General features: G+C 41.5%; 19 protein-coding genes and 2 pseudogenes. 1 reads left to right on the forward strand and 20 read right to left on the reverse strand.

What is annotated here, in order from left to right:
• Positions 1–35: 35 nt before the first annotated feature.
• The 20 genes and pseudogenes from K6V30_RS09630 to K6V30_RS09725 form a co-directional block, all read right to left on the reverse strand.
• Positions 36–1265: an HD domain-containing protein gene (locus K6V30_RS09630; protein WP_010536816.1), complete on the reverse strand. Its 1230-nt coding sequence runs from the start codon at positions 1263–1265 to the stop codon at positions 36–38.
• A gap of 9 nt (positions 1266–1274) precedes the next feature.
• Positions 1275–2099, reverse strand: a complete 825-nt coding sequence (gene pyrF / locus K6V30_RS09635; protein WP_010536817.1) for an orotidine-5'-phosphate decarboxylase — start codon at positions 2097–2099, stop codon at positions 1275–1277.
• Positions 2100–2116: 17 nt separating this feature from the next.
• Positions 2117–3229: a peptide chain release factor 1 gene (prfA, locus tag K6V30_RS09640; protein WP_055270288.1), complete on the reverse strand. Its 1113-nt coding sequence runs from the start codon at positions 3227–3229 to the stop codon at positions 2117–2119.
• 3 nt (positions 3230–3232) lie between these two features.
• Positions 3233–4399, reverse strand: a complete 1167-nt coding sequence (locus K6V30_RS09645) for an AIR synthase-related protein (RefSeq protein WP_010536819.1) — start codon at positions 4397–4399, stop codon at positions 3233–3235.
• A gap of 283 nt (positions 4400–4682) precedes the next feature.
• A complete protein-coding gene (locus K6V30_RS09650) occupies positions 4683–5264 on the reverse strand; it encodes a LemA family protein (protein WP_010536820.1) in 582 nt (193 codons plus the stop codon).
• A gap of 50 nt (positions 5265–5314) precedes the next feature.
• On the reverse strand, positions 5315–6235 hold the full coding sequence (locus K6V30_RS09655; RefSeq protein WP_055270290.1) for a TPM domain-containing protein: 921 nt from the start codon (positions 6233–6235) through the stop codon (positions 5315–5317).
• A 9-nt stretch (positions 6236–6244) separates the two neighbouring features.
• Complete coding sequence (locus K6V30_RS09660; RefSeq protein ID WP_022302081.1) at positions 6245–7195, reverse strand: alpha/beta hydrolase; 951 nt, start codon at positions 7193–7195, stop codon at positions 6245–6247.
• Between the two features lie 69 nt (positions 7196–7264).
• A complete protein-coding gene (locus tag K6V30_RS09665; protein WP_010536823.1) occupies positions 7265–8011 on the reverse strand; it encodes a shikimate dehydrogenase family protein in 747 nt (248 codons plus the stop codon).
• Between the two features lie 38 nt (positions 8012–8049).
• A complete protein-coding gene (gene ubiE / locus K6V30_RS09670; protein ID WP_010536824.1) occupies positions 8050–8787 on the reverse strand; it encodes a bifunctional demethylmenaquinone methyltransferase/2-methoxy-6-polyprenyl-1,4-benzoquinol methylase UbiE in 738 nt (245 codons plus the stop codon).
• Positions 8788–8789: 2 nt separating this feature from the next.
• A complete protein-coding gene (locus tag K6V30_RS09675; protein WP_055270292.1) occupies positions 8790–9734 on the reverse strand; it encodes a phosphoribosylaminoimidazolesuccinocarboxamide synthase in 945 nt (314 codons plus the stop codon).
• 46 nt (positions 9735–9780) lie between these two features.
• Complete coding sequence (locus K6V30_RS09680; RefSeq protein WP_055270294.1) at positions 9781–10797, reverse strand: PhoH family protein; 1017 nt, start codon at positions 10795–10797, stop codon at positions 9781–9783.
• Positions 10798–10912: 115 nt separating this feature from the next.
• A pseudogene (locus K6V30_RS09685) lies at positions 10913–11013 on the reverse strand (AAA family ATPase); the annotation flags it as partial.
• Positions 11014–11125: 112 nt separating this feature from the next.
• Positions 11126–11803, reverse strand: coding sequence for a DUF5715 family protein (locus K6V30_RS09690; protein ID WP_022302083.1), 678 nt, complete (start codon positions 11801–11803; stop codon positions 11126–11128).
• Positions 11804–11972: 169 nt separating this feature from the next.
• Positions 11973–13619, reverse strand: coding sequence for a flotillin family protein (locus tag K6V30_RS09695; RefSeq protein ID WP_010536828.1), 1647 nt, complete (start codon positions 13617–13619; stop codon positions 11973–11975).
• A gap of 20 nt (positions 13620–13639) precedes the next feature.
• Positions 13640–14137 carry a hypothetical protein gene (locus tag K6V30_RS09700; protein ID WP_022302084.1) on the reverse strand — a complete coding sequence of 166 codons (498 nt, stop codon included), beginning with the start codon at positions 14135–14137 and terminating at the stop codon, positions 13640–13642.
• Between the two features lie 432 nt (positions 14138–14569).
• Positions 14570–14830, reverse strand: coding sequence for a hypothetical protein (locus tag K6V30_RS09705; RefSeq protein WP_010536830.1), 261 nt, complete (start codon positions 14828–14830; stop codon positions 14570–14572).
• A gap of 33 nt (positions 14831–14863) precedes the next feature.
• Positions 14864–17722, reverse strand: a complete 2859-nt coding sequence (locus K6V30_RS09710) for a fimbrial protein (RefSeq protein WP_022302085.1) — start codon at positions 17720–17722, stop codon at positions 14864–14866.
• Positions 17723–17734: 12 nt separating this feature from the next.
• The gene (locus tag K6V30_RS09715; RefSeq protein ID WP_022302086.1) at positions 17735–18799 is read right to left on the reverse strand and encodes a FimB/Mfa2 family fimbrial subunit; all 1065 of its coding nucleotides are present in this window, start codon (positions 18797–18799) and stop codon (positions 17735–17737) included.
• A 10-nt stretch (positions 18800–18809) separates the two neighbouring features.
• Entirely contained in the window at positions 18810–19898 is a 1089-nt protein-coding gene (locus K6V30_RS09720) for a FimB/Mfa2 family fimbrial subunit (protein ID WP_055270344.1), read from the reverse strand.
• 124 nt (positions 19899–20022) lie between these two features.
• Positions 20023–21375: an Mfa1 family fimbria major subunit gene (locus K6V30_RS09725; RefSeq protein WP_022302088.1), complete on the reverse strand. Its 1353-nt coding sequence runs from the start codon at positions 21373–21375 to the stop codon at positions 20023–20025.
• 807 nt (positions 21376–22182) lie between these two features.
• On the opposite strand from K6V30_RS09725, the pseudogene K6V30_RS09730 reads away from it, so the two are divergent.
• Positions 22183–23915: pseudogene (locus K6V30_RS09730) on the forward strand (ATP-binding protein).
• The last annotated feature ends 11 nt before the right edge of the window (positions 23916–23926 follow it).

Here is a 23926-nt window from a genome sequence, read left to right on the forward strand (position 1 = left end):
TCAGATTTCCGTGTTATTGAATGAATATTTTATACTTATCTATGCAATCTCTGGTAGCAGAGATAGTATTTCTTTACCTTTTTGGACAATAATGAGATGTTCAGCATGTCCGATGCTTCGGCAATATTTTTGATAGTGCCGTCTTTGTAGATAATATCAATACTGTCATCTGCCGGGTCGTACATATTCTTTTCGATGCTGGGGGTAGAGACAAAATAGTTCGCTTCGGAAAGGGTTATGCCTAGTTGTTGGCTGATTTGCAAAGTTAACTCTTTTATTCTGTCCTCGCCAATAGGTTCGGAAGAAATTTCCACTTTAAAGATATTTCGGTTAATCATGCCCAGGCTGAGTGTGGAAAGAACTTTGTCCGGATGATTGCTCCATACTTTCAAGGCAGTCCAGATATCATTGTCATCCAATTGGATGAAATTTTCCAGACAATCGGGATTGTTATAGAACTCCGTATGATTAATGTCATTATATAGAAAGAAATGCAATGCCGGTGAGGCAAATAATTCTACTCCCTGCGATGCCAGTTCTTTGGCACGAAGCAGCGTGCTGATAAGCATTCGTTCATAAGCTACTGATGTTTTGTGCAGGTATACCTGCCAATACATCAGGCGGCGTGCCGTCAGGAAATTTTCGATGGAGTAGATGCCTTTGGATTCAATGACAAGTCGGTCATCGGCTACATCAAGCATCTTGATGATGCGGGCAGAGCCGATGTTTCCTTCTGTAACACCGGTATAGAAACTGTCACGGCGAAGATAATCGAGGCGGTCCATATCCAGCTGGCCGCTGACGAGTTGATGCAGGAATCGCTTCGGATATTCGTCCTTGAATATCTGGATGGCGAGACTAAGTTGCCCGTTCATCTCTTTGTTCATTCGTTCCATCAGCATCAGAGAGATTTCTTCATGAGAAACTCCCTGTACAATCGTATCCTCAAGTACATGAGAAAACGGACCATGTCCGATGTCATGCAGCAGGATAGCTGCCTGTACGGCTTCTGCTTCACTGTCGAAGATAAAATTGCCTTTGGAGGTTAGCTGAGTGATCGCTTCGCTCATCAGGTAGAAAGCACCTAATGAGTGCTGGAAACGAGTATGTTGCGCACCGGGGTATACCACTGACGAGAGACCTACCTGCTTGATGCGGGTAAGACGCTGCAAAAGGGGATGCCGTACGATGTCGTACAGTAACCCCTTTGGGATATTGATAAATCCGAATACCGGATCGTTGATTATCTTTCTTTCGTAAGGCATTCCTTTTCTTTAGAGAATCGCTTTCAGTTGATCTGCCATTTGTGCCTGTACTTCTTGTGCAGCGGTGCGGGCAGCTTCGGCAAACTTTTCTGTTTTATCAACGTAGATAATTCCACGGGAAGAATTAACAATCAAGCCGCAGGTACTGTTCATTCCGTATTTGCAAACTTCTTCAAGCGAACCACCTTGTGCTCCGACACCCGGAACAAGGAGGAAATGGTTGGGGACAATTTTGCGGATATCCTCAAAAGCGCGTCCTTGAGTAGCGCCGACTACGTACATCATACGTTCGTCATTTGCCCACTCCTGCGATTTGCGCAACACTTTTTCGAAGAGGCGTTCACCGTTTGCGTCTTCTGTCAACTGGAAATCGTGAGAACCTTTATTGGAAGTCAATGCCAGCAAGATCACCCATTTGCCTTCGTAAGTCAGGAACGGTGTCACGCTGTCTTCACCCATATAAGGAGCTACGGTTACAGAATCTATATCCAGTTCTTCGAAGAAAGTACGGGCATACATGGCAGAAGTGTTTCCGATATCCCCACGTTTTGCATCGGCAATGATGAACTGGTCAGGATAGTTCTCCTTGATATATTTTACTGTCTTTTCAAATGCGATCCAGCCTTTAACGCCCATGCTTTCGTAAAAAGCGAGATTGGGTTTGTAGGCGATACACAAGTCGGCTGTTGCGTCGATAATCGCTTTATTGAATGCAAAAATCGGGTCTTCTTCTTTCAACAGGTGTTCAGGAATCTTCTTGATATCAGTATCAAGTCCTACGCAAAGGAATGATTTCTTGCGTTTTATGTTTTCAAATAACTGTTGTTTATTCATGTCTATACTATAATTTTTTAGAGTTCACTTTCTTTCAGACGTTCCGCGTTTTCTGCTACGATCAGATGATCGATACAATCTTGAATGTCTCCGTCCATAAAGGCGGCAAGATTATAGATTGTATAGTTGATACGATGGTCGGTGATACGTCCTTGAGGATAGTTGTAAGTACGGATTTTGGCCGAACGGTCGCCGGTAGATACCATTGTCTTACGTTTGGAAGCTATGTCGTCGATATACTTCTGATGCTCTTTGTCGTAGATAAAGGTACGCAGACGTGCCAGAGCACGTTCTTTGTTTTTCGGCTGGTCACGGGTTTCGGTACATTCAATCAGAATTTCTTCTGCAATGCCTGTGTTAGGGTTCTTCCAGATATAGCGCAAGCGCACGCCGGATTCTACCTTGTTGACGTTCTGGCCGCCTGCACCACCGCTTCGGAAAGTATCCCATTTGATTTCTCCTTCGTTGATGATTACGTCAAATTCTTCAGCTTCGGGAAGCACGGCTACTGAGGCGGCGGAGGTATGTACTCGTCCCTGTGTTTCTGTAGCAGGGACACGTTGTACACGGTGTACCCCCGATTCATATTTCAATATTCCGTAGACGTTGTCTCCGGTGACACTGCAAACAATTTCTTTGTATCCTCCGGCAGTTCCTTCATTCGCGTTGGATACTTCCATTTTCCATCCTTTGGTCTCACAAAACTTGGCATACATACGGAAAAGGTCGCCGGCAAAGATAGCGGCTTCGTCTCCCCCCGCACCGCCTCGGATTTCGAGGATTGCATTTTTGCTGTCTTGCGGATCGGCAGGAACAAGCATCAGTTTGATTTCTTCTTCCAATACCGGAAGACGTTCCTGACTATTGTCCATCTCCTCTTTAGCCATTTCACGCATGTCGGCGTCCGACTCATTCGACAGAATATTTTTGGCTTCTTCGATATTACCCAGCAGTTGAATATATTCTTTGCGGGCTTTCATCAAGTCATCCAGATCCTTGTATTCTTTAGTCAGTTTGACATAACGTTTCTGGTCGGCAATTACTGCCGGGTCGGTGATAAGGGTAGATATTTCTTCAAAACGGGCTACAAGTCCGTCCAATTTTTCTAATATGGTGCTGTTATCTGCCATTCTTTAATATCTGAATTCTCCGAACTCGCTTTTAATAATTAATTCTGTCTGGTCACATGCTTCGATACGTCCTACTATCTGTGCAGGGATACCGAATGATTCGGAAATAGCGATAACCTCTTCTGCATGTTCCGGTGACAGGTATACTTCAAGACGGTGTCCCATATTGAATACCTTGTACATTTCTGCCCAGTCTGTGCCGCTCTGTTCCTGGATGGTCTTGAACAAAGGAGGAACGGGGAAAAGGTTGTCTTTTACTACACGGACATTTTCTACGAAATGCAGGACTTTGGTTTGCGCACCACCGGAGCAGTGAACCATACCGTGTATTTCCGGACGTAAGGCGTCAAGCAACTTTTTCACTACCGGAGCATAGGTGCGGGTAGGAGAGAGTACCAGTTTGCCTGCGTCAATTGGAGAATTCTCTACAGTATCTGTCAATTTCAATCTTCCGGAGTAGACCAGTTCTTCGGGGACAGCGGCATCATAACTTTCCGGATATTTTTCAGCGAGGTATTTGCCGAAAACGTCGTGACGTGCACTTGTCAAGCCGTTGCTGCCCATACCGCCGTTATATTCTTTTTCATAAGTAGCCTGTCCGTAAGAGGCGAGGCCAACAATGACATCTCCCGGACGGATATTGGCATTATTGATGACGTCTGAACGTTTCATACGGCAAGTTACGGTAGAGTCTACGATGATTGTGCGTACCAAGTCGCCGACGTCAGCAGTTTCTCCGCCGGTAGCATATACACCTACCCCCATTTCACGGAGTTCAGCCAGCAATTCGTCTGTGCCGTTGATGATAGCGGAGATTACTTCGCCGGGAATCAGCAGTTTGTTACGTCCGATAGTTGAAGAAACGAGGATGTTGTCTACGGCACCTACACAAAGCAGGTCGTCGATATTCATAATCAATGCGTCCTGTGCAATACCTTTCCATACAGACAGGTCGCCAGTCTCTTTCCAGTACATATAGGCAAGGGAAGATTTAGTCCCGGCACCGTCGGCATGCATGATGTTGCAATATTCCGGGTCTCCACCCAGTATGTCAGGAATAATTTTGCAGAATGCTTTTGGGAAAATTCCTTTGTCGATGTTCTTGATGGCGTTGTGCACATCTTCTTTTGATGCGCTTACACCCCGCATCATGTATCGTTGATTACTCATGAGTTAAAGAATTATTTTTTGTATACGGCTGCAAAAGTACTGCTTTTTTTTCGTACAGCCAACTATTTGTTTATCAAGCTTCGTTCGGAAGAGGAATAAAACCTAAAAGTGTTAATTGGTGACTTGCCGTTTTTTCAGCATTGTGCTGATAAAGAGAAGAATGAGAGAAATAGAAGCGTTAAAGGAACGTGGGCTAAAGTTCCTTTTTAACGCTCTTTTATGGAAGTGCTGTTGTGGCGGTTCTTCCAACTTTTGCTAAGAAGCTTTTTAAGAAATCATTTTTTTAGAATTCTACTTTCGGAGCCTTTTCAGTCCCTTCTTCCGCCTCAAAGTATGCTTTCTTATCGAATCCGAACATTCCTGCAAATATATTCTTCGGGAAACGGCGGATATTTGTATTATACGATTGTGCTGCATCATTGAAGTTTTTGCGAGCTACATTAATACGGTTTTCAGTACCTTCCAGTTGAGCTTGTAGTTCAAGGAAGTTCTGATTTGCTTTCAGGTCAGGATAACTTTCGCTGATAGCGAGCAGTTTACCAAGTGCGGAAGTAACAGCGCCTTGTGCTTTTTGATATTCAGCGAGTTTTTCCGGAGTCAGTCCGTCGGCGTCAACTTTGATCTGGGTAGCTTTGCTACGTGCTTCTACCACTCCTTCCAGCGTCTCTTTTTCATGCGAAGCATATCCTTTCACTGTGTTTACAAGATTAGGAATCAAGTCTGCCCGACGTTGGTATTGAGTTTCTACATTCGCCCATTGACCGGTTACATTCTCATCCATGGTAACAAGGCCGTTATATACACTGACTGCCCATATAACAAGGATAGCCACAACGGCTAAAATGATGATAATTGACTTTTTCATGTTTCTTACTTTTTTATGAGTATTTGATTATTTAATATTATCTGTTGGGGTCAGAACCGTGAACCGGCTCCTCCTCCGCCACCCATTCCTCCGCCGAAGCTGCCTCCGCTAAAGCCTCCGCCACCGCCTCCGAAGCCACCGCCGCCTCCGAAGCCACCGATGAACGGGCCGCCTCCGCCGCCACCTCTGTGGTGGTAGTCACTGTCATAGCTTTGCTGACGGCGTATGATGGTATTTCCACAGTTCTTGCAAGTATAGGTGACATCTTCTGTCTTTACTCCATTAACCCGTGAGACAACTCTGCTTCCGCTTCTTTGCAGCGTATGTTTCCCGCATTTGGGGCAACGGCTTTGTTTTCTTGCAGCAAAAAAGGCGATTCCTACACCGATTACGGCAAACAGGATAATAGAGTATATGAAATCCATTGATTCATTATTCGATTCGGAAAGCGAGTCATTTTTCATCGAACCGTCAAGTCGCTGGCAGGTTGCCTTGATACCGGCTACCATCCCTTCGTTCCAATTATCGTCTTTGAGATAGGGAATCATGTATTTAGTCTGAATGCGTTTGCATATCGCATCGGGAAGTACTCCTTCCAAACCATATCCGGTATAAAACTGAATACAGCGCTGGTCCGTAACCAACAGGATGACCAATCCATTATCTTTCCCTTTCTTGCCTACACCCCATTGGTTGAGTAGCTGGTGGCAGAAGTCAAAACATTCCATATCGCCAATAGAAGGTACTACGGCAACTACTGTTTCAATCCCTGTCTGTTGTTCCAGTGCGTAAAGCATAGAATCTATCGTGTCGCAAGCTGCTTGAGAAAGTATCCGTGCCGGGTTGCATGCATATTGCATTTTATTCTGCAGATGTACTTTCGGCAAGTTGTCTACCGTATATACTTTATCTTGGGCTTGCAGTGGAATCAGTAGAAAAATAGCAAGTATAAGTGTTGATATTGATTTCATATAATAGGTTTAATGAATATACTGTCCGACGAAATCCCTTACTTTGTCGGTGTATTCCTGTTTATTCTCTTTGTACGAAACAGCATGGGCTGCTCCCGGTACGATCCAGAGTTCTTTGGGGTCCGGTTTTGCTTCATAGAGTGGATAAACCATCCATGTAGGTACGTATGTGTCCTTGTCTCCATGAATAAAAAGCATGGGCAGTTCACATTTCGCCACTTGCTTCAGTGAAGAAGCTTCTTTGAAATCCCATCCGTATTTTTTTTCGCATAGCCAGCTTGTAGTATACATTAATGGGAAAGCAGGCAGATGGAAAGAAGACTTGAGTTCGTGCGAGAATTCATCCCATACGCTTGTGTAACCGCAATCTTCTACAAAACATTTCACAAAGGGCTTTTGCTTTTCGCCCGATACCATCATTGTGGTGGCACCTCCCATGGAGATGCCATGTACCACCATTTGAGTGCTGTCTCCAAAGATTTCATTCGCAATGTTCATCCATTGCAGAACGTCGATCCGGTCTTTCCATCCCATTTGAATGGCACGACCTTCACTCTCTCCCTGATGTTGCAGGTCGGGAAGCAGAATATTATATCCCAGATCACGATTATACAGATACCCGATCATAAACATACGGATTGCATTGTCGGTATATCCATGCACGATGACAGCCGTTTTATTGGTTGGTGCAGGTGCAGCAACATAAAAGGCATGCAGCTGAATACCCTGTGGATTGATAATGAAAGTATCCTTCAGCGCATCTGCTTGTCTCAGACTATCCACCCACGGACGCAGGAAGGGATAGTTTCTGTACATAAAAGGATAAGAATCCGCATCTTTAGACAATATTTTGGCATTCGGTGTCAAGGAGAAATTCAACATATAAAAACTCCCGCCGATAGTACAGCTGGTAAACACCAGCATGATAATAATAATGCTATAGACTACTTTCTTTTTCATCATAAATCCCCTTAATTGAATACACGCCTTTATTCTTAATTTACCAGAAAACGGATGTCGGCACCTTTCTTATCGGTGCCATATTTCCCAAGCGGCAAATGCCTGTAGAAGCAGCATTTCCAAACCGTTTTTCGTAACAGCACCTTGTGCTTCTCCCTTCTTCATGAAAAGAGTGACGTTCGGATTATATAACAAATCGTAAAGCAAATGGTTTGGAGTCAGTAGCTCGTAAGGTATATTGGGACAGAAATCTACTTTGGGATACATTCCTACCGGAGTACAGTTGACAATTACGGTGTGTTCTTCCATAATTTCCGGAGTCAGTTCTTCATAAGTCAGCATATCGTCGGTTTTGTGGGTCCGTGATACGAATACGCTTTCGATGCCCAGGTTCTTAAGTCCGTGGTAGACAGCTTTAGAGGCGCCTCCGGTACCAAGAATCAGCGCTTTTTTGTGTTGTGGCTGTAGCAGTGGCTGAATAGATTGTGTAAAACCGATTATGTCGGAGTTGTAGCCGACCAGCTTTACTTTCCCTTTCGGTTGGCGGATAATCTTGATGACGTTTACCGCACCAATTTTAGCAGTATCCCGGTCTAGTTCGTTCAGAAAAGGAATCACTTGTTCCTTGTAAGGGATGGTAACATTAAGCCCACACAAGTTGGGATTCTCTTCGATAACTTCCATAAAGTCATTGATATTGGGAATCTCGAAATTCACATATTCCGCATTGATGCCTTCGGATCTAAACTTTTCGTTAAAGTAGCCGATTGAAAACGAATGTCGCAAAGGGTAGCCGATTAAACCGTATTTTTCCATGACACGAAAGGATTAAATTAATTATTCATCATTCTTCATTATTTAGTCGCCGTATAAAGTGTGCAGATACCAAATGTTAACCGTCGGAAATGAACTTCGCCGAATCCGGCTTTCGATATGACTCCTTTCATGACTTCCCCTTGGGGAAATACTTTGATAGTGTCCGGCAGATAATGGTAGGCACTGTTGTCTTTGGAGAGGAGTTTGCCTAGCAATGGGATCACTATTTTCGAGTAGATGGCGAACAATTGCTTCATGGGGAAGCGGTCCGGAGTAGTCAGTTCCAGGATAACCAGATGTCCGCCCGGTTTCAGTACGCGGCACATTTCGGAAAGCCCCTTGTCCAGGTCTTCAAAATTGCGGATACCGAATGCTACGGTGATAGCGTCAAATCTATTGTCGGCAAAGGAGAGAGAAGTGCAGTCCTCCCGGGCAAAAGAAATTTTGTCCGAGAGTCCTTCCTTCTTTACTTTTTCACGACCCACGTTCATCATGCCTTCCGATATATCCGTTCCGATCAGTTCGTCGGGTTTTAGTTCGCGGCAGGCGAGGATGGCAAAGTCTCCCGTGCCGGTAGCGACATCCATGATGTGTTGCGGGCGGAAGGGACGGAGCCATGCAATAGCTTTACGACGCCAACTGCGGTCGATACCCAGAGAAAGGGTATGATTCAGTTTGTCGTAGGCATGTGCGATGTTGTCGAACATGCGTTCCACTTGCTCGGTCTTTTTGCCGTCTTCGTTGTAAGGCTTGATATGTTGTTGTGGGTAGTCCATTCTTATTTGCTCAAGAAATTCATTACGTTCTTTTCGATACGTTCAGCGATATTGCTGGTATCTTCTTTCACAAATTTCTCACCGGTGATGTTTTCGAACAACTCGATATAACGATCGCTGATGCTCTGTACGATAGCCGGAGTCATTTCAGGTACTTTCTGACCGTCTTTTCCCTGGAAACCGTTTTCCATCAACCATTCACGAACGAATTCTTTAGAAAGCTGTTTCTGAGGTTCACCTTTTTCGAAGCGTTCCTGATAGCCGTCTGAGTAGAAATAACGGCTTGAGTCCGGTGTATGGATTTCGTCCATCAGGTAGATTGTACCGTTATGCTTACCAAATTCATATTTTGTATCAACAAGAATCAGGCCGCGTTCAGCAGCGATTTCAGTTCCACGTTTGAAAAGAGCCAGTGTGTATTTCTCTAGAATTTCATACTCTTCGGGAGTAGCGAGTCCTTGTTTCAGAATTTCTTCCTTAGAGATATCTTCGTCGTGCAGTCCCATTTCGGCTTTAGTAGTGGGAGTAACGATCGGTTCGGGGAATTTCTCGTTTTCGCGCATACCGTCCGGCAGTTTCACACCGCAGATTTCACGTACACCGCTTTTGTAAGTACGCCATGCGCTACCACACAGATAACCGCGTACAATCATTTCTACCGGGAAACCTTCGCACAATACTCCGACAGTTACCATCGGGTCCGGCGTAGCCATTTTCCAGTTCGGACAGATGTCAGTAGTGGCATCGAGGAATTTGGCTGCAATCTGATTCAGCATTTGGCCTTTGTAAGGGATACCTTCAGGTAAAATCACATCGAAAGCCGAGATACGGTCGGTTGCTACCATGACGAGTTTTTCGTCGTTGATGTTGTACACATCGCGCACTTTTCCGTGGTACACGCTCTTCTGCCCCGGAAAGTTGAAATCTGTTTTTGTTAATGCTTTCATTGTCTTATTATAATTACAAATTACAAGTTACAAATCACAGAAACGATTAGTTGTTGACTTGCTTCACCGGTCGTTCGCCGTTGATAATCAGTTGTTCATTCTTTCGTTTCTCCCTTTCGGCTTTCGCCTCCTTGTCGAATTTTTCGTAAGCATCTACGATGCGTTCCACCAGTTTATGGCGTACAATATCTTTTTTGTTCAACTCCACAAAGCTGATTCCCTTCACACCTTTCAGGATACGGAGTGCTTGCACCAATCCCGAGGTTTGTGAGGCAGGGAGGTCGATCTGTGTCATATCTCCCGTCACAATCATTTTGGTATTCATACCCATGCGGGTGAGGAACATTTTGATTTGCTGTGTAGTGGTATTCTGCGCTTCGTCGAGAATCACGACTGCGTCATTCAGCGTACGTCCGCGCATAAATGCTAACGGGGCAATCTGAATAATGTTCAGTTCCATGTATTCCTTTAACTTGGCTGCGAGTATCATGTCCTGTAGTGCATCATATAATGGTTGCAGGTACGGGTCGATCTTATCTTTCATATCTCCGGGCAGGAAACCGAGCTTTTCTCCGGCTTCTACTGCGGGGCGACTGAGGATAATCTTCTTGATCTCCTTGTTTTTCAGTGCACGAACGGCGAGGGCAATGGCAGTATATGTCTTTCCCGAGCCGGCAGGACCGATGGCGAATACCATATCGTTTTTGGCAAAGCCTTCCACCAGCTTCAGTTGGTTTTCGCTTCGTGGGATGATAGGTTTGCCGGTAACGCTGAAAACAATCACATTTCCGGTCTGTTCCGCTTGCGGAGCATTCCCTTTTATAATATCGATGATGACTTCCTCTTTCAGCGAATTATATTCGGCACAATATTTTTCGAGTTTGGTGATATTTTCTTCGAAGGCACACATTTCTTCCTCATCGCCCAGCACTTTGATGACATTGCCGCGGGCAACAATACGTAGCTTTGGATATAAAGCTTTAATTAACTGTATGTTGGCGTTGTTTACGCCGTAAAAAATAACCGGGTCAATATCCTCAAGAACAATCAGTTTCTCTATCATTGAATCGTATTAAAGAAAAATTTCTGCAAATTTAGTGAAACGTTTTGGATTCTTCGGCTGTTTACGGGTGAATTTTATTGCAATTATTCTACTATCCACTTCTCGATGTTTCTTGTTTCATTGCTGAAGAAATCAAAGCGGTTTTATCAACATAGAAGTAACCGTCTTTTCGTAGACTTTCAAATTCTGTATGCCAATGGGGTATAGCTTGTTCATGATCTGATTCTTTTAACGTTGGATTCATACAAAGATAGCCGTTTCCCGTTATAACACAAAATTTAGTTTGAAGGTTTTGTGTTTCCCTCATTCAAATTTCCGGAAATACAGTTCATCTTGCTGTGATGTGGAAGCATCCCTGTTTTAATTCATATTTTATGTAGCATTTATCGGCTTGGCGCAAGTCTCTCAGTACCTCGGACAGAACGAGTTTCAGCGTGTCGGCATTGACATCCTGCAAGGGACGTCCGTCTTTGTCTTCCACCTTTTTGAATCGTTTCCAGCTAACATCGAAGGTTGCACCATAACAATGGGCGGAGTTTGCGGAAGCATTTCCATTGCGGCGGCGCAGACGTTTCACATCACTTTGTGAACGCAGTACGGAAGTGACGATTATTTGGTTTGGGTTCAAACCTTTTGCTGTCAGTGAATCAAGGAAATTGGCACCAATGGTATCGAGTAATTCGCTGGCACGAGGTATAAGGTAGGGGATGGAATGTGTCAGTGAGTCTATCGCATAAAATTGATTGTCGGTGATATGGATAAGCTTGTCTTTCATCTTTTCGGCAGCATCCCTGTCTTCTGGCGGGCAGATGCCGATGGTCTTTGCCACAGCTAAGTGCGTGTCGTTTAAGTCGGGGAAAGAACGTTTGTAACTGACCACACCGCGGATGTTGCGGGGTTCATTCAATTTGAGAGACATATCTTTCTTTTTGCAGCCGGCAGTAAGCGTGATAAATCCCGTGATCAATATAAATAAAGGCAGAAAGTGGAGTTTATAGCGGTTCATTTTTAATTTTTTGCCTGCAAAGATATGTTATTTTGCTTTAGTTTTCCTTGTGGATAGGCAATAATTCTCTAATTGTATCCTATTGGGTATAATTAGTGTGATTAAAACTACAAACTGCCGATAGATATTAAGATATTCTATCGGCAGTTCATTTGTGATGTCAGAAGATTTATTTTTTCTTTTCTTCCGTCTTTCCGGCAGGTTTCTCTTCCGTTTTACTTTCCGGGTTGATGATTCCCTTTACTGTTTCGCCGATTGGCAGTTTGTCCAGTACACCGAGGCTCGGTGCTACTGTTTTCACCAGCGTATTGAGGAAGTTGCTTGTTCCTCCGTTTCCTCCGTCGAATACGGTGATATTGCCCAAGTTTATGTGTTCGAAAGCCTTCACTTGTTCTCCGGCTATTTCCTTCCACTGGTCTACCATCTTGTATTGTATGGCGATGGCAGGATTTGATTCGGCAGCTCTTACCATTGCCTCAAAACCTTCTGCTTCTGCAAGCAATGACTTTTTCTTACCTTCCGCTTCCGCTTCCAGTTTCAGCTGGATGGCTTTTGCTTCTGCTTCCGCTTGTGCCAGAGTTGCTTTTGCGCGTGCTTCAGCTTCACGGGTGATTTTTTCAGCGATGGCGTTTGCTTGTAAGATAGCCTCTTGTCTGGCGATTTCTGCAGGAACGATCTTTTCTGCTTTCAATGAAGATTCTACTTTCTTCGCTTTTGCTTCTTCCACCTCTTTCTGGGCTATTTCCCGGGCAGTTTGTACGGCAGCTTCCGATTTTGCGGCGGCTTCACCGGCCTGCTTGTCGGCATTTGCCTGTGTGACAGCTAATTCGGCATTTGATAAAGCCACTTCCTTTTGCGCGTCATTTCGTCCGATAGCTGCCTTCTTTGCAGCTTCTGCCTGTTTGATTTCCATGTCGGAGTTCAGTTCGGCAACGCGGCTTTCCTTTTCGGTATTTGCCTGTTCGATACGGATGTTCTTTTCTGCTTCCGCTTTTGCCACTTGCGATTCTTTGTCTGCGTTGGCAAAGGCTACCTGAGAGATTCTTTCCTTATCTGCATTTGCCACAGAGATTTCCTGTTGCTTTTTGGTTTCGGCAATGGCGATATCCTGGTCCTTGCGGGTTTCTGCAACCTTTGTTTCGCGTTCCTTTATCTGATTGGCAATTTTGATAGCACCCAGCTTTTCCTGTTCTTCGATGTTGGCTTGTGCTTCGTTCAGCGCCTTGCTTTCGGCTTCCTTACCTAGGTTGACAATGTAGTTGGCAGCGTCGCGGATATCACTGATGTTGATGTTCATCAGATACAAACCGAACTTGCGGAGTTCCGTGTCGATGTTATCTTTTACTTTCGATAAGAATTTGTCCCGGTCGGAGTTCAGTTCCTCAATTGTCATGTCCGCAATGACCAGACGCATTTGACCGTATACTACATCAGTAATCAGGTTTTGTTTGTCGTCCATCGTCAGTCCCAGCATACGTTCGGCAGCGTTTTGCATCACTTCCGGGTCTGTGCTGATCGCTACGGTGATGGTGGTCGGTACGTCCACACGGATATTTTGGGCAGATAGTGCTCCTGTCAGTTTACAGTCAATCTGCAATGGTTTCATGGAAAGGAATTCGTAACCCTGTATAATCGGCCATACGAAAGCAGCTCCACCGTGATATAACTTGGCTGATTTCTTTTCTCCCCCTGTTTTACCGTATACTACGAGGACTTCGTCACTCTTACATTTACGATAGCGCGACAGGATGCCGATAAAGGTAAGTAGGATGACCGCCACTAGGATAGCAGCCATGATTAGCATTTCTTGTGTCATAAAATTGTGTATTTGAATAGTTATTTAATGTATAAAGTTCCGTCTTTGTAGCTGCTGATGATCGTTCTGTCTCCGGTCTGATATGCTTTGCCGGTTTCGGAAATCACGTCCACTTCGCGCATGGCGCCGTCCCGGCTTGTCTGTACTGTATATTTGTTGTCGGTTTGCTTGAAGTAGATGGTACATTCCCGTCCTACCAGCTGATCGGTCTCTTCAGACCGGTTCACTTGTTGCAGCTGATAGGCTTTCTTATAAAGAAACCATACGGCAAAGACAAAGAACAGACCTACCAGAATCCCGATTGCATAACTTGCTATATCGGCATTTCCTGCCAGATACATATACCATCCGAATCCGATCCCGAAGTGGGTGAGACCTTTGAAAGATACTACACTGCTGATGTCAGCATCCACATCTACATCTGCATCCATATCTCCGAAGAAGATCGATAATACGAATTGAATAAGAAAAATTCCTGTAGTGACGAGGGCGATGATTAGGAAAATGGTATGGCTCATAGTAATTCTGTATTAATATAAGAGTATCAGTTATCATACTCCAAATATACAGGTTTATAGGAGATAAACAAAGATTATTAGTCAAAAAATAAATAATTTCTATTTGCGGGGTGTTATCAGGATCAGGTTACGCTCATTTTGCAAAGAAGAAATCATTTTTCTGTTTTTTTGGTCGCAGAAGGATTCGGAGATATTGTAACCGTGTACGGGGAAGGAAGATTAGGCTTCTTGGCTACTACATATTTTGCGTTACACATTTTATGTAATACATAGATAGCCAACTTGTTTAACTTATGCACAAAAAATCCCCACCCACTCAGCGCTACTTTCACAAGCTGCCTCTGAGTGGACTGAGGAACACAAACAAAACAAACAATATATTGTGTAATTATATTAAATAAAAGTTATGAAACTTATACTCTTCTACAGCTTTTATGCTGCAGGACAATCAAGTACAAGCAGTGAATCTTCACACAGTGTGATGGAACACTTTTCCAATACACTGAGATCTATTTCCACTTTGATTCGACCGCAGACATCTTGCACCTTGTGTTTGAAGTCTACAAAGCCTTCTACAAATTTGTTGATCCGGTGGGCTGAATGCTCATAAGCGTACCACCGTCCATTCTCTTCAAACAGATAGGCTTGTCGCTCATCTGATGATTCTAGTTGTAGGATGTCTTTTGGTTCCATAATATTATATCCTTTTTAGGTTTTTGTTAGTTATCATTCATTGATAATATTGCCATTTGAGTCTACGTCAACATCACGGACGCAGCGCAAAGATATATTGTAACTTGTCGGTTGATCAAGAAATAGTATTCCATTATTGTAGCCAAAATGTCTTGCTTTGTTGTATTTCCATTCGGTTCTAGTATATGCTCTATAATCTATATCATCATTATACCAACCGCCATTTTTTGTATAGCGTATAAAATTTATGTCTTGAGTATACATAATCATGAATTCTCTTTGATTAGGTGTTCTCCATTTTCCTTTATCACTTCTGTTGGCTTTTTCATAATAGTTTTTACATAAACTATTATGATTCTGATCAATATTTACGAATTCGCCCCAAGGTCCATAACCTTCTTCTGCTGTATGAAAATTCTTTGCCATTTGAAACGCTTTATATGGTCTGTTGCTAATGCTGAAATTATCATGTAATCCTAATTCTCCATTAACTTTTCCGCGTATGTTTTTTGCATCCATCTGTTCCAAATTGAATACATGGTTAGTACTATTATATGTAAATACATTGCCTACTTTTTTACTTTCAGTGGTTGCATTACTACTATTCATATCTAGATTCAGATTACGGACGCATCTTATTTGTTTTGGTTGGCCTGCATAGCCTCTATCTCCTATAGAACATCCTTCTTCTCCCCATATTTTCTGATTATTACTCAAAAGATAATGGAATCTAGTATCCCCATTGAGTGATACGCTACCTTGAGGATACGAATCTGCATCAAATAAAGGGGTTGTAAGACTTTCTGCTCCTAAGAACATACCAGTTAATTGATCTCTGGTGGGCAAATACCACTTTAATTCTTCTGGTTCAATGACCCCATTGTTGTTCTCATCTCTATTTCTTGATAGACAGTCTGACCAAGCATTGTCTTTGGTTATATTGAACGTATATCCAGCGGTATTTGGTGAAGTAATAGATGCATGATTGTTCCAATTCTTGTAGTTATTCCTATTTATATATTTGTACATATTGTAATAGCCATTAGAATTGCTGAGATCGCTAATGCCAGGAGTAGCAGTTGATGGTTCTCCTGTTTCATTAACATGTTCCATTCCTAATGCTGTTTGCCCACTATTAAATTTCTCGGTACTATAATAAGTTTGGATTGATCTCTGAGTAATTAGATACTGAGCATCTGCGTAACTACTTTCTTTATCTAGACTATATTCAGGAGTGAATAGTAATATGACATATCTGTTTTCTTTGTTTACAAAATACTTCCAATATGGTTGGGTCCAATTTTCTCCAGCTGGAACTTGATCATAATAATATTCGTCTACAAAAACTGTATAATAGAATGTAGTATAATTGTTTCCGCTTTGGCTTGTAATATCTGATGCTAAACCAAATAAATCAATTAAACCGCTTCCATTCTTAGGGTATGTTGCAAGAGCCTCCTTTGTACAACGTTTAAATCTAATCCATTTATAATCTCCCATCTTACGTTCGCTTTCATTTGAAGTATTAGTGACAGATGTTCCAAAGGGAGTTTTTACCATAAAACTTAATTCCTTGGCTTGCGTTTTGGTTAAACCTATAATAAAACAGTTGTAATGTGCATCCAATGTGTATACCTTTGTTTTTGCATCTATGACGTCTCCTTCTACTCCCGGGCGTACTTCATTTTTATTTTGGACTTCAACACGAATATCTTCAGTGTCAACGATTGTTACATTATATGTATATTTTTTGTTCCGTTCACTCTTGAAGTTAGTATAATCTCTTTCACCTCCTCCTAAGTGTATTGTATATTTCACATTCGCCACTTTCTTTCCATCGGTTGTAGTATTACTGCTTTCTAATTCCATATTGGCTTGAATTTCTACATAGGTAGCGTATGGTTCTACAAATTTGTACTCACCTGTATTTAAGTTATTATTCTTGACTTCCGCTTCTCTTTCTGCATAGCTTGATATGGCTTTTCCATTATATAGCTTTGCATGCTTTCTATTTTCAAGCATATAGAAATCGAAAGAACATGACTTGCCTGTTTCATCTGTTGTAACTTTCTGCTCTGAAGGACTTATAGCATAATCATTCTTATCACTTTTTACGGCATCTTGCTCTTGTGACAATAAATATGACTTTATAGGCACATTGTATACTTTCCATCCTGTTAACTCGAAAGAGGTCACTTTAGAGTTCTTTCCTCCCCAAGATATCTTAAATGTAATGTGGGAATCTAAGCGTTCTAATACTATTTTTCCATTTAAGGTATTAGTACCTTTGGTAATATTACATTCCCCCTCATTCTCCTGCGTTTGACCGGTAGAAGCAGGAGTGTAGGCTCCGCACATGACTAATGCAGCCTGTGTCCGGTCAACTTGTGCAGTTGATGTGTTTGAGTTTAAAGTGGCAGTTACCGCTTTTAGGTCGCTAATATTATTAACCTGTTCCAATTGCTCTTTTATACTTTTTCCTCCGCTTAATTGGTTGCTACCAACATTGGCAGCTGCAAAAATATAACTTTTTCCACTAGTCGTTTTGATACCACTAATAGTTCCATGGGTTGGGCTTGCTTGCCCTCCTTCTATTTTACCATTTAAATCTTCTGCACTATAATATTGTGTACCTGCTTTGGTTTTGCCTTCAGAGTCGAATATCAACAAGTATAGGTCATTGATTTGAAATTCTTCTTCATCACGTAATCCTCTTGTCATTGTTGTCATTTCTGGTGCTGATACGTTGAGGGCTATTTCTACAGGGATACCTTCTTCTACAGTATTGTTTTTGATAATTTCTTCTTCCTGACATGCAAAGAAGAGGATACTCATCAATACAAGACTAAATATTTGTTTTGTATATATTGATATATTGTTTTGCTTTTTCATGCTAATTTCTCCTTAATTAAAAGATGGTACATCGACTGAGATTAAATCCCACTTTTTTACAGTATAGTCCAAACTTAATGACGCATCTTGAGCTTTTATACTTTTGATATTAAATATATAAATGTAGTTACGTAAGACGTCATGGATATTACCGTTATGAGTGAATGCTAAATCATATTCTTTAGGCATATCATAAACATTTGCTTTAATATGCAAGTATACTCTATTATCTTCTGCTATACCTATGTTTTTGTGCTCTGGAATATAAAAATGGTTTTCAAAGCAATTTCCTTCTTTTCCTCTTAAAGGTCCGGATGATAAGGTAGAAGTTGATATTTGTGAGGTTGCTGGTATATATGGAAGATTATTGTTTTCTTGAACAGCACAATATCCTTGGGTGTTATAGTTATGTAGTGTAATCTCTGTAATTTCAACTCCTTCAAGCCCTTTACCTTCATTTACTGTTACATTAACTTTTGCAATGGCTCGTGTTAATTGTAATTCAGCTGTATTGTAATCTCCTTCTTGAAGTGGTTTTATTTCACATATTCCTGCCATTGGAATACAAGTGTTCCAATTGTCATTGCTATTATAATCGAACACTAATTGTGAGAATAGCGTTTCTGGCGTTGTATTACTATCTAGTTTGGGAATATTTGGAGTAATGACTTTTTTATTCTCACCATTTGCTATTACTACAAATTTGACAGCAATCTCTGGATTATATTTTTCAGACAATGTTCCTTGTATGATTCGCGTTTTATCTCCATCTGTACCAAATATTGATACATACTTGACTTCTTCCTTAAATTTATTGTTTTGGAATGCGTATATATGTACATCTTTTATTTTTCTTTCGTTTAGTTCTCCGTCTATTGTGCTACCATCAATTTCTCCTGCTCTTGTAGCAGAACTATTGATAGCAAAATTCAGAACGAGGCTAACGCGTGCGTCTGTAACCATTTCAGTGTTTTTACTGCTGTCTGGACACTCATCCATAACTCCGTCTGTGACACAAGACGTTGCCATCATGCAGAGGATAGTCAGCAAATAATATGTCAATTTAGAGTATTTCATTCTTTTTGTATTAAAGTTCAATATCATTAATTTGGATGATCCAGTCGTTCACATCAATTACAGTTTTGATTAATGCAAGCTTTTCGTCTACAAAAATCTTGATGGTATATTCGTCTTCACGATCCAAGTATTCTTGGAGGGAATAGTTTCTATCTTTATATTTTTCAGCGTCTACTTCTTCGAAGTATTTTATTAAATCATCACTGTGGAATAAAACTTCTTGTGTTTGAGAGTTTCTAATCGTTAATTCAGGTGTTTGTCCTTTTACGAGTCTGGCAACGCTCAAATCACTAGTAATACCATTGTATTCTTTAGCTGGTTCATTGTCTGCGCTAAAAGCCTTTGTTGTTACAATTTCGGCTTTTGTATTATATGGCTTATATGTTAATAGATTGTCTTCTAGCAATGAGTTGTCATAATTCATATATCCATTATCATCATAGATTGCACATTGGAAAGTCTCTTCTGTCAGTGCCTTTGTTATAGGGCCATTAGACTGATTTACCTGTGCGACGATAACATGAATAGTATTGGTGTTTTTTACTAATGACACATTGGTGATTTGTTGTCTTCCACTACGAGTAGTAGGTCCTTTCTTGACTTCACCATGCCAAAGTGAGTATAGACTGTTTTCTACTATATATTGATCCTTTTCATCTTCTGAGGCACTTCGGGTAGCTTGTTTGCGTAACGTTTTTACCGTTAGTTCCTCTATTTTTGATTGATTTGGGTATAGCAATGGAACTGCGAATGATTCGTCATTTAATCCTGCCCATACCACTAGGCGATATTGGGAAGGATCTATTCCTACGACGTTCATTGCGTAGTTTCCTTCACCCAATGGCTCACCTTCATCGGTATTCTGGTAAACGAGGTTATTGTTGTCATCAAAAGCATAAAGAGTGACGGTCCTTACCTGCTCGGCAAATACGTCTTTTTCTTCCATGTTGTAGTCATACTTGAACTTGACACAATATTCGATGTCACAATCTTCATTGTAATTCAGTACCGAATCACAGGAGGCGATTGTACCAGCCAATATTGCAAGAGACAATATTTTGCTTGTCTTTTCTTGTATGGTAGTCAGTATTTGTTTCATCATTTCTTTTTTTATGCTTTTTCAGGAAGCGTATGTTTTGTTTGAATGTAATGCTCTGTTTCTGTAGAGAAGAAGAAAAAGTATCGGGAGAGGAGAAAGCCTCTCCCGATGTATTATTTAGAAATTAGAGTTCAAAATCATTAACCTGGATAGTCCAAGGATTGATTGTTGTTTCAACTACCAATTTTGTTGTTTTATCTTCTGGATCAAGAGCAGGTGTCGGAGTACCAATCTCTTTGATCTTACTTACATTTAATTTATACCAGTTGTTACGTAGGATTGATGCTGCTTTATCTGGAACAAATGTGTTAATAGTAGCTTCATAATAGCATATACCTCCATCGTACTTTTTAATACCTAAATTAGCTAGATCTTCACGAGACGTTTCAGCTGTGATGGCATTGATTGCAGCGTCATTGTAATATGCCTTCATTTCTGCTAAATCTTTAAATATATAGTAAGCCTCAGGATTTTGTACAGTTCTGATATAGAAATCTGATTCGATAGCGTTTTCACCAATATAAACTTGACCTTTATAGTGAACTTTTGTAGGATTACCATTACCATAGTTTTCTAAGCAATAGGTAATTTCATTATTGGCATCTGCCTTCTTTGTAAGCCATTTGTAGTATGTATCTAAAGGGTATGATCCTTGTTCGGAATATGCTTGTAAATAGTTGGTAGCGCCAGTCTCATTATTAAAATAACTCTTTTCTCTTGTTTCATTTAAAGCAAAAGTGTTATTTGACAAGTTTGAGTATGAATGAGATAATAACTGAATCTTAACTGCTGCAGGCTTATTGTCTTTGTCTGTATATGTCACACCCTTAGCATCAATCGTAAATGGGGCCTTTTGTGTTTTCTCGTCTAGTTTAGCAGCTACACGATCTACACTAATCTCAGCCTTATTTGTTGTTGATCCAGCTGTTATATTAACTACCGTTTTACCACTCATCATGAATTTATTCGGTGTGGCAATTCCGGCTACATCTTGACTACCAATAAGGTAATCTAATCCAGTTGAAGGCAATGTAAGGGCATTAGTAAGAGTCAACGTTGCAGGATCTACATTCGCATCAATATTTAGGTTATTAGGATTGATAAATGCATATACTGTAACATCATTACCTGCATCTACAATAAATGGTGTTGTAGTATACTTTTTCGAACCGTCAGCAGTCTCTGTAACAGGTGTCAAATTGTCGTATACAAGTTTCTTTCCTCCATTTGCATATTGAAGTACTACTGTAATTGATGATTGGCTTACGTTCCATTCTACCTCTTCACCATCTACTTTGTCACCACTATCGTCACCATTCGCTCTCGTTTGATTTGCGAAGTTGAAATAGAGTTTCATGCTTGCTTCTTCAGTTGGAGTTTGAACTCCGTTATCAACGATCTCGTCAATGTCATTGTTGCTACAAGCTGTCATGGCTGCTACTGCCAAACCTGCTAATAATAAATTTTTTACTTTCATTTTCGTTTTGATTTTAATGTGTGATGCAATAATTCTTTTTTATGGTCGCATATACTATATAATATGTATAGCAATGCTGTTTTTTGTTTTTTGATTTTTTGGGGTGAGAGTCATCCGAGAGATGAGGGTCGTTTGTTTTGTTAAACATCAGTTCTTTTGGTTGGAAGTCCCTATTATATGATAAGGAATAAGAGATACTTCCGAGGGGGGCATTCTTTTTGTTTGTTCTTTATAGGCAATGTTACTTTTATTTGTTTGTTACTATACTTGTTTGTTTTAATTCTCTTGTCTTTGGCTAAGGAACCTTTGTCCCTTATCGACATTGCAAAGATATGGGGGAAATGCGAGATTGCTAATCGGTGTTTTTTTCAAATTTTAAGGTGTTTTTGTCAATCTTTGAAATGGTCTTTTTTTGATGGGTGAATCAGTCGCTTTTTGAACGATTTTCAGCTCGGATGAATGTTTTGCCACCCTTATTTTGCTTTTACCACCGTTATAAAATCCGATCTTTTTTTATTTTATTTCTTTGTTCTTGGTTAGAATATGCAACTATTTGTACTGATTGAGCAAATTAGCCCTTCTGTCTTCGACTTTGAATGATTCTGCCATCATCTCAGATTGGGCTTTTAGTGGCAGGTGAATCCACTACATGAGAGTAATGGTAATCGATAGCAAGAATGAGTATCAAGAATGGGTGCTGAACAGGGGGAGCCATAGCAGATAGAAAACAATATCTTTGCAAATCGTTGTTTAATCTCATGGAATAAACTAACTTTGTTCATGTTAATTATAAAAAGGTCAGCCAATATGAATCGATTGAAAGGAATACCTTACGGAATATCGGATTTCAACCGGTTGAGGAACGACAATTTTTATTTTGTGGATAAGACCATATACCTGCCTCTTATCGAAAGAATGCCGAGTTATCTTTCCCTTACCCGTCCCCGTCGCTTTGGGAAAAGCCTGTTCCTGAGCATGATGCGTACTTATTATGACCTGTTGCAGCGGGACAACTTCGACAGGTATTTCGGTGATTTGTGGATTGGCGCTCATCCCACCGATCAGAGAAACCACTATCAGGTACTTTATTTCGATTTCTCGAAAGCCGGTTGTTCCGTTCCGGGAGATGGCATGATGGCTAGTTTCAATGAATATTCCAGTCTTGTCATCAATCAGTTCGCAGATGATTACGCTTCTTTCTACGATCCGGATTTCAAGTCGACTGTCGAAAGTATAAGCAGCGCCAAGGCAAAGTTGTCTTATATCGAACTGAAGGCAAAAGCCAAGGGGTATCCCTTATACCTTACTATAGATGAATACGATAACTTCACGAATGTCATATTGAGCGAACACGGTCAGAAGATGTTTCACGATCTGACACATGCCAGTGGCTTTTATCGTGAATATTTCAAGCAATATAAAGGTATGTTCGACCGTATATTCCTGATGGGGGTTAGTCCGGTCACGCTGGATGACCTGTCCAGCGGATACAATATAGACTGGAATATATCGACTGATTCCCGCTTTAATGCTATGATGGGATTCAGTGAAACGGAAGTACGCGAAATGTTTCGGTATTATCAGGAAAACGATGCATTGCCCGGTGATATTGAGGCGATGATAGCGGAAATGAAGCCTTGGTATGATAATTATTGTTTTGCACGAATGAGCTTGGGAGATGATAGAGTTTTTAATTGTGATATGACTTTATATTATTTACGTAGCCAGTTTGATTTTCATCGTTCCCCCGAAGAAATGGTTGACAAAAACATCCGTACCGATTACAGTAAGTTAAAGATGCTTGCCCGTATCGACCATGACAGCGCTCACGAAGGAAGCCGCATGAGTACCATTGAGGAGATAGCGACGAAAGGAGAGATTTTGGTGAACCTCCATACTTCGTTTCCGGCAGAACGGGTAGCGGATGTCGACAATTTTCGTAGCCTGCTCTATTATTACGGATTGCTCACCATGTGTGGCACACGCGGAGATCGCCTGCGAATGTGCATTCCCAATCATTGTGTGCGTGAGCAATATTTCGGCTTTCTGCGCGAATATTATCAGCAGGCTCATCCGTTAGATCTTTCTCGTTTGAAAGATCAGATAGACGATCTCGCTTACGATGGTGTTTGGAAGCCATTTTTCGAATCCATCGCCTGTGCTTATCGCGAAAACTCCTCCGTTCGTGACGGCATGGAAGGAGAGCGAAATCTGCAAGGCTTCCTCAAAGCCTATCTTGCTCTTGCTTCCTATTATCTGGTAGAACCGGAACTGGAAATGAACTATGGTTACTGCGATTTCTTCCTGTTGCCCGACAAGCAGCGCTATCGGACATTGAGCACAGCTACATCATCGAACTCAAATACGCTGCCCGCACCGCTACCGATGCGGAACTTGCAATGCAAGCCGACGAAGGGCATCGCCAACTTCTTCAATACAGCGAAGATAAAGTGGCCCGACAATTGGCGTCGAGGACGACTTTTCACCGGTTGCTGATCCAGTTTCGCGGCTGGGACATGGTGCGCTGTGAGGAAGTCTGAAGGATGCCACC

This window comes from Bacteroides faecis (assembly GCF_020091505.1).
GTDB classification, from domain to species: Bacteria; Bacteroidota; Bacteroidia; order Bacteroidales; family Bacteroidaceae; genus Bacteroides; species Bacteroides faecis.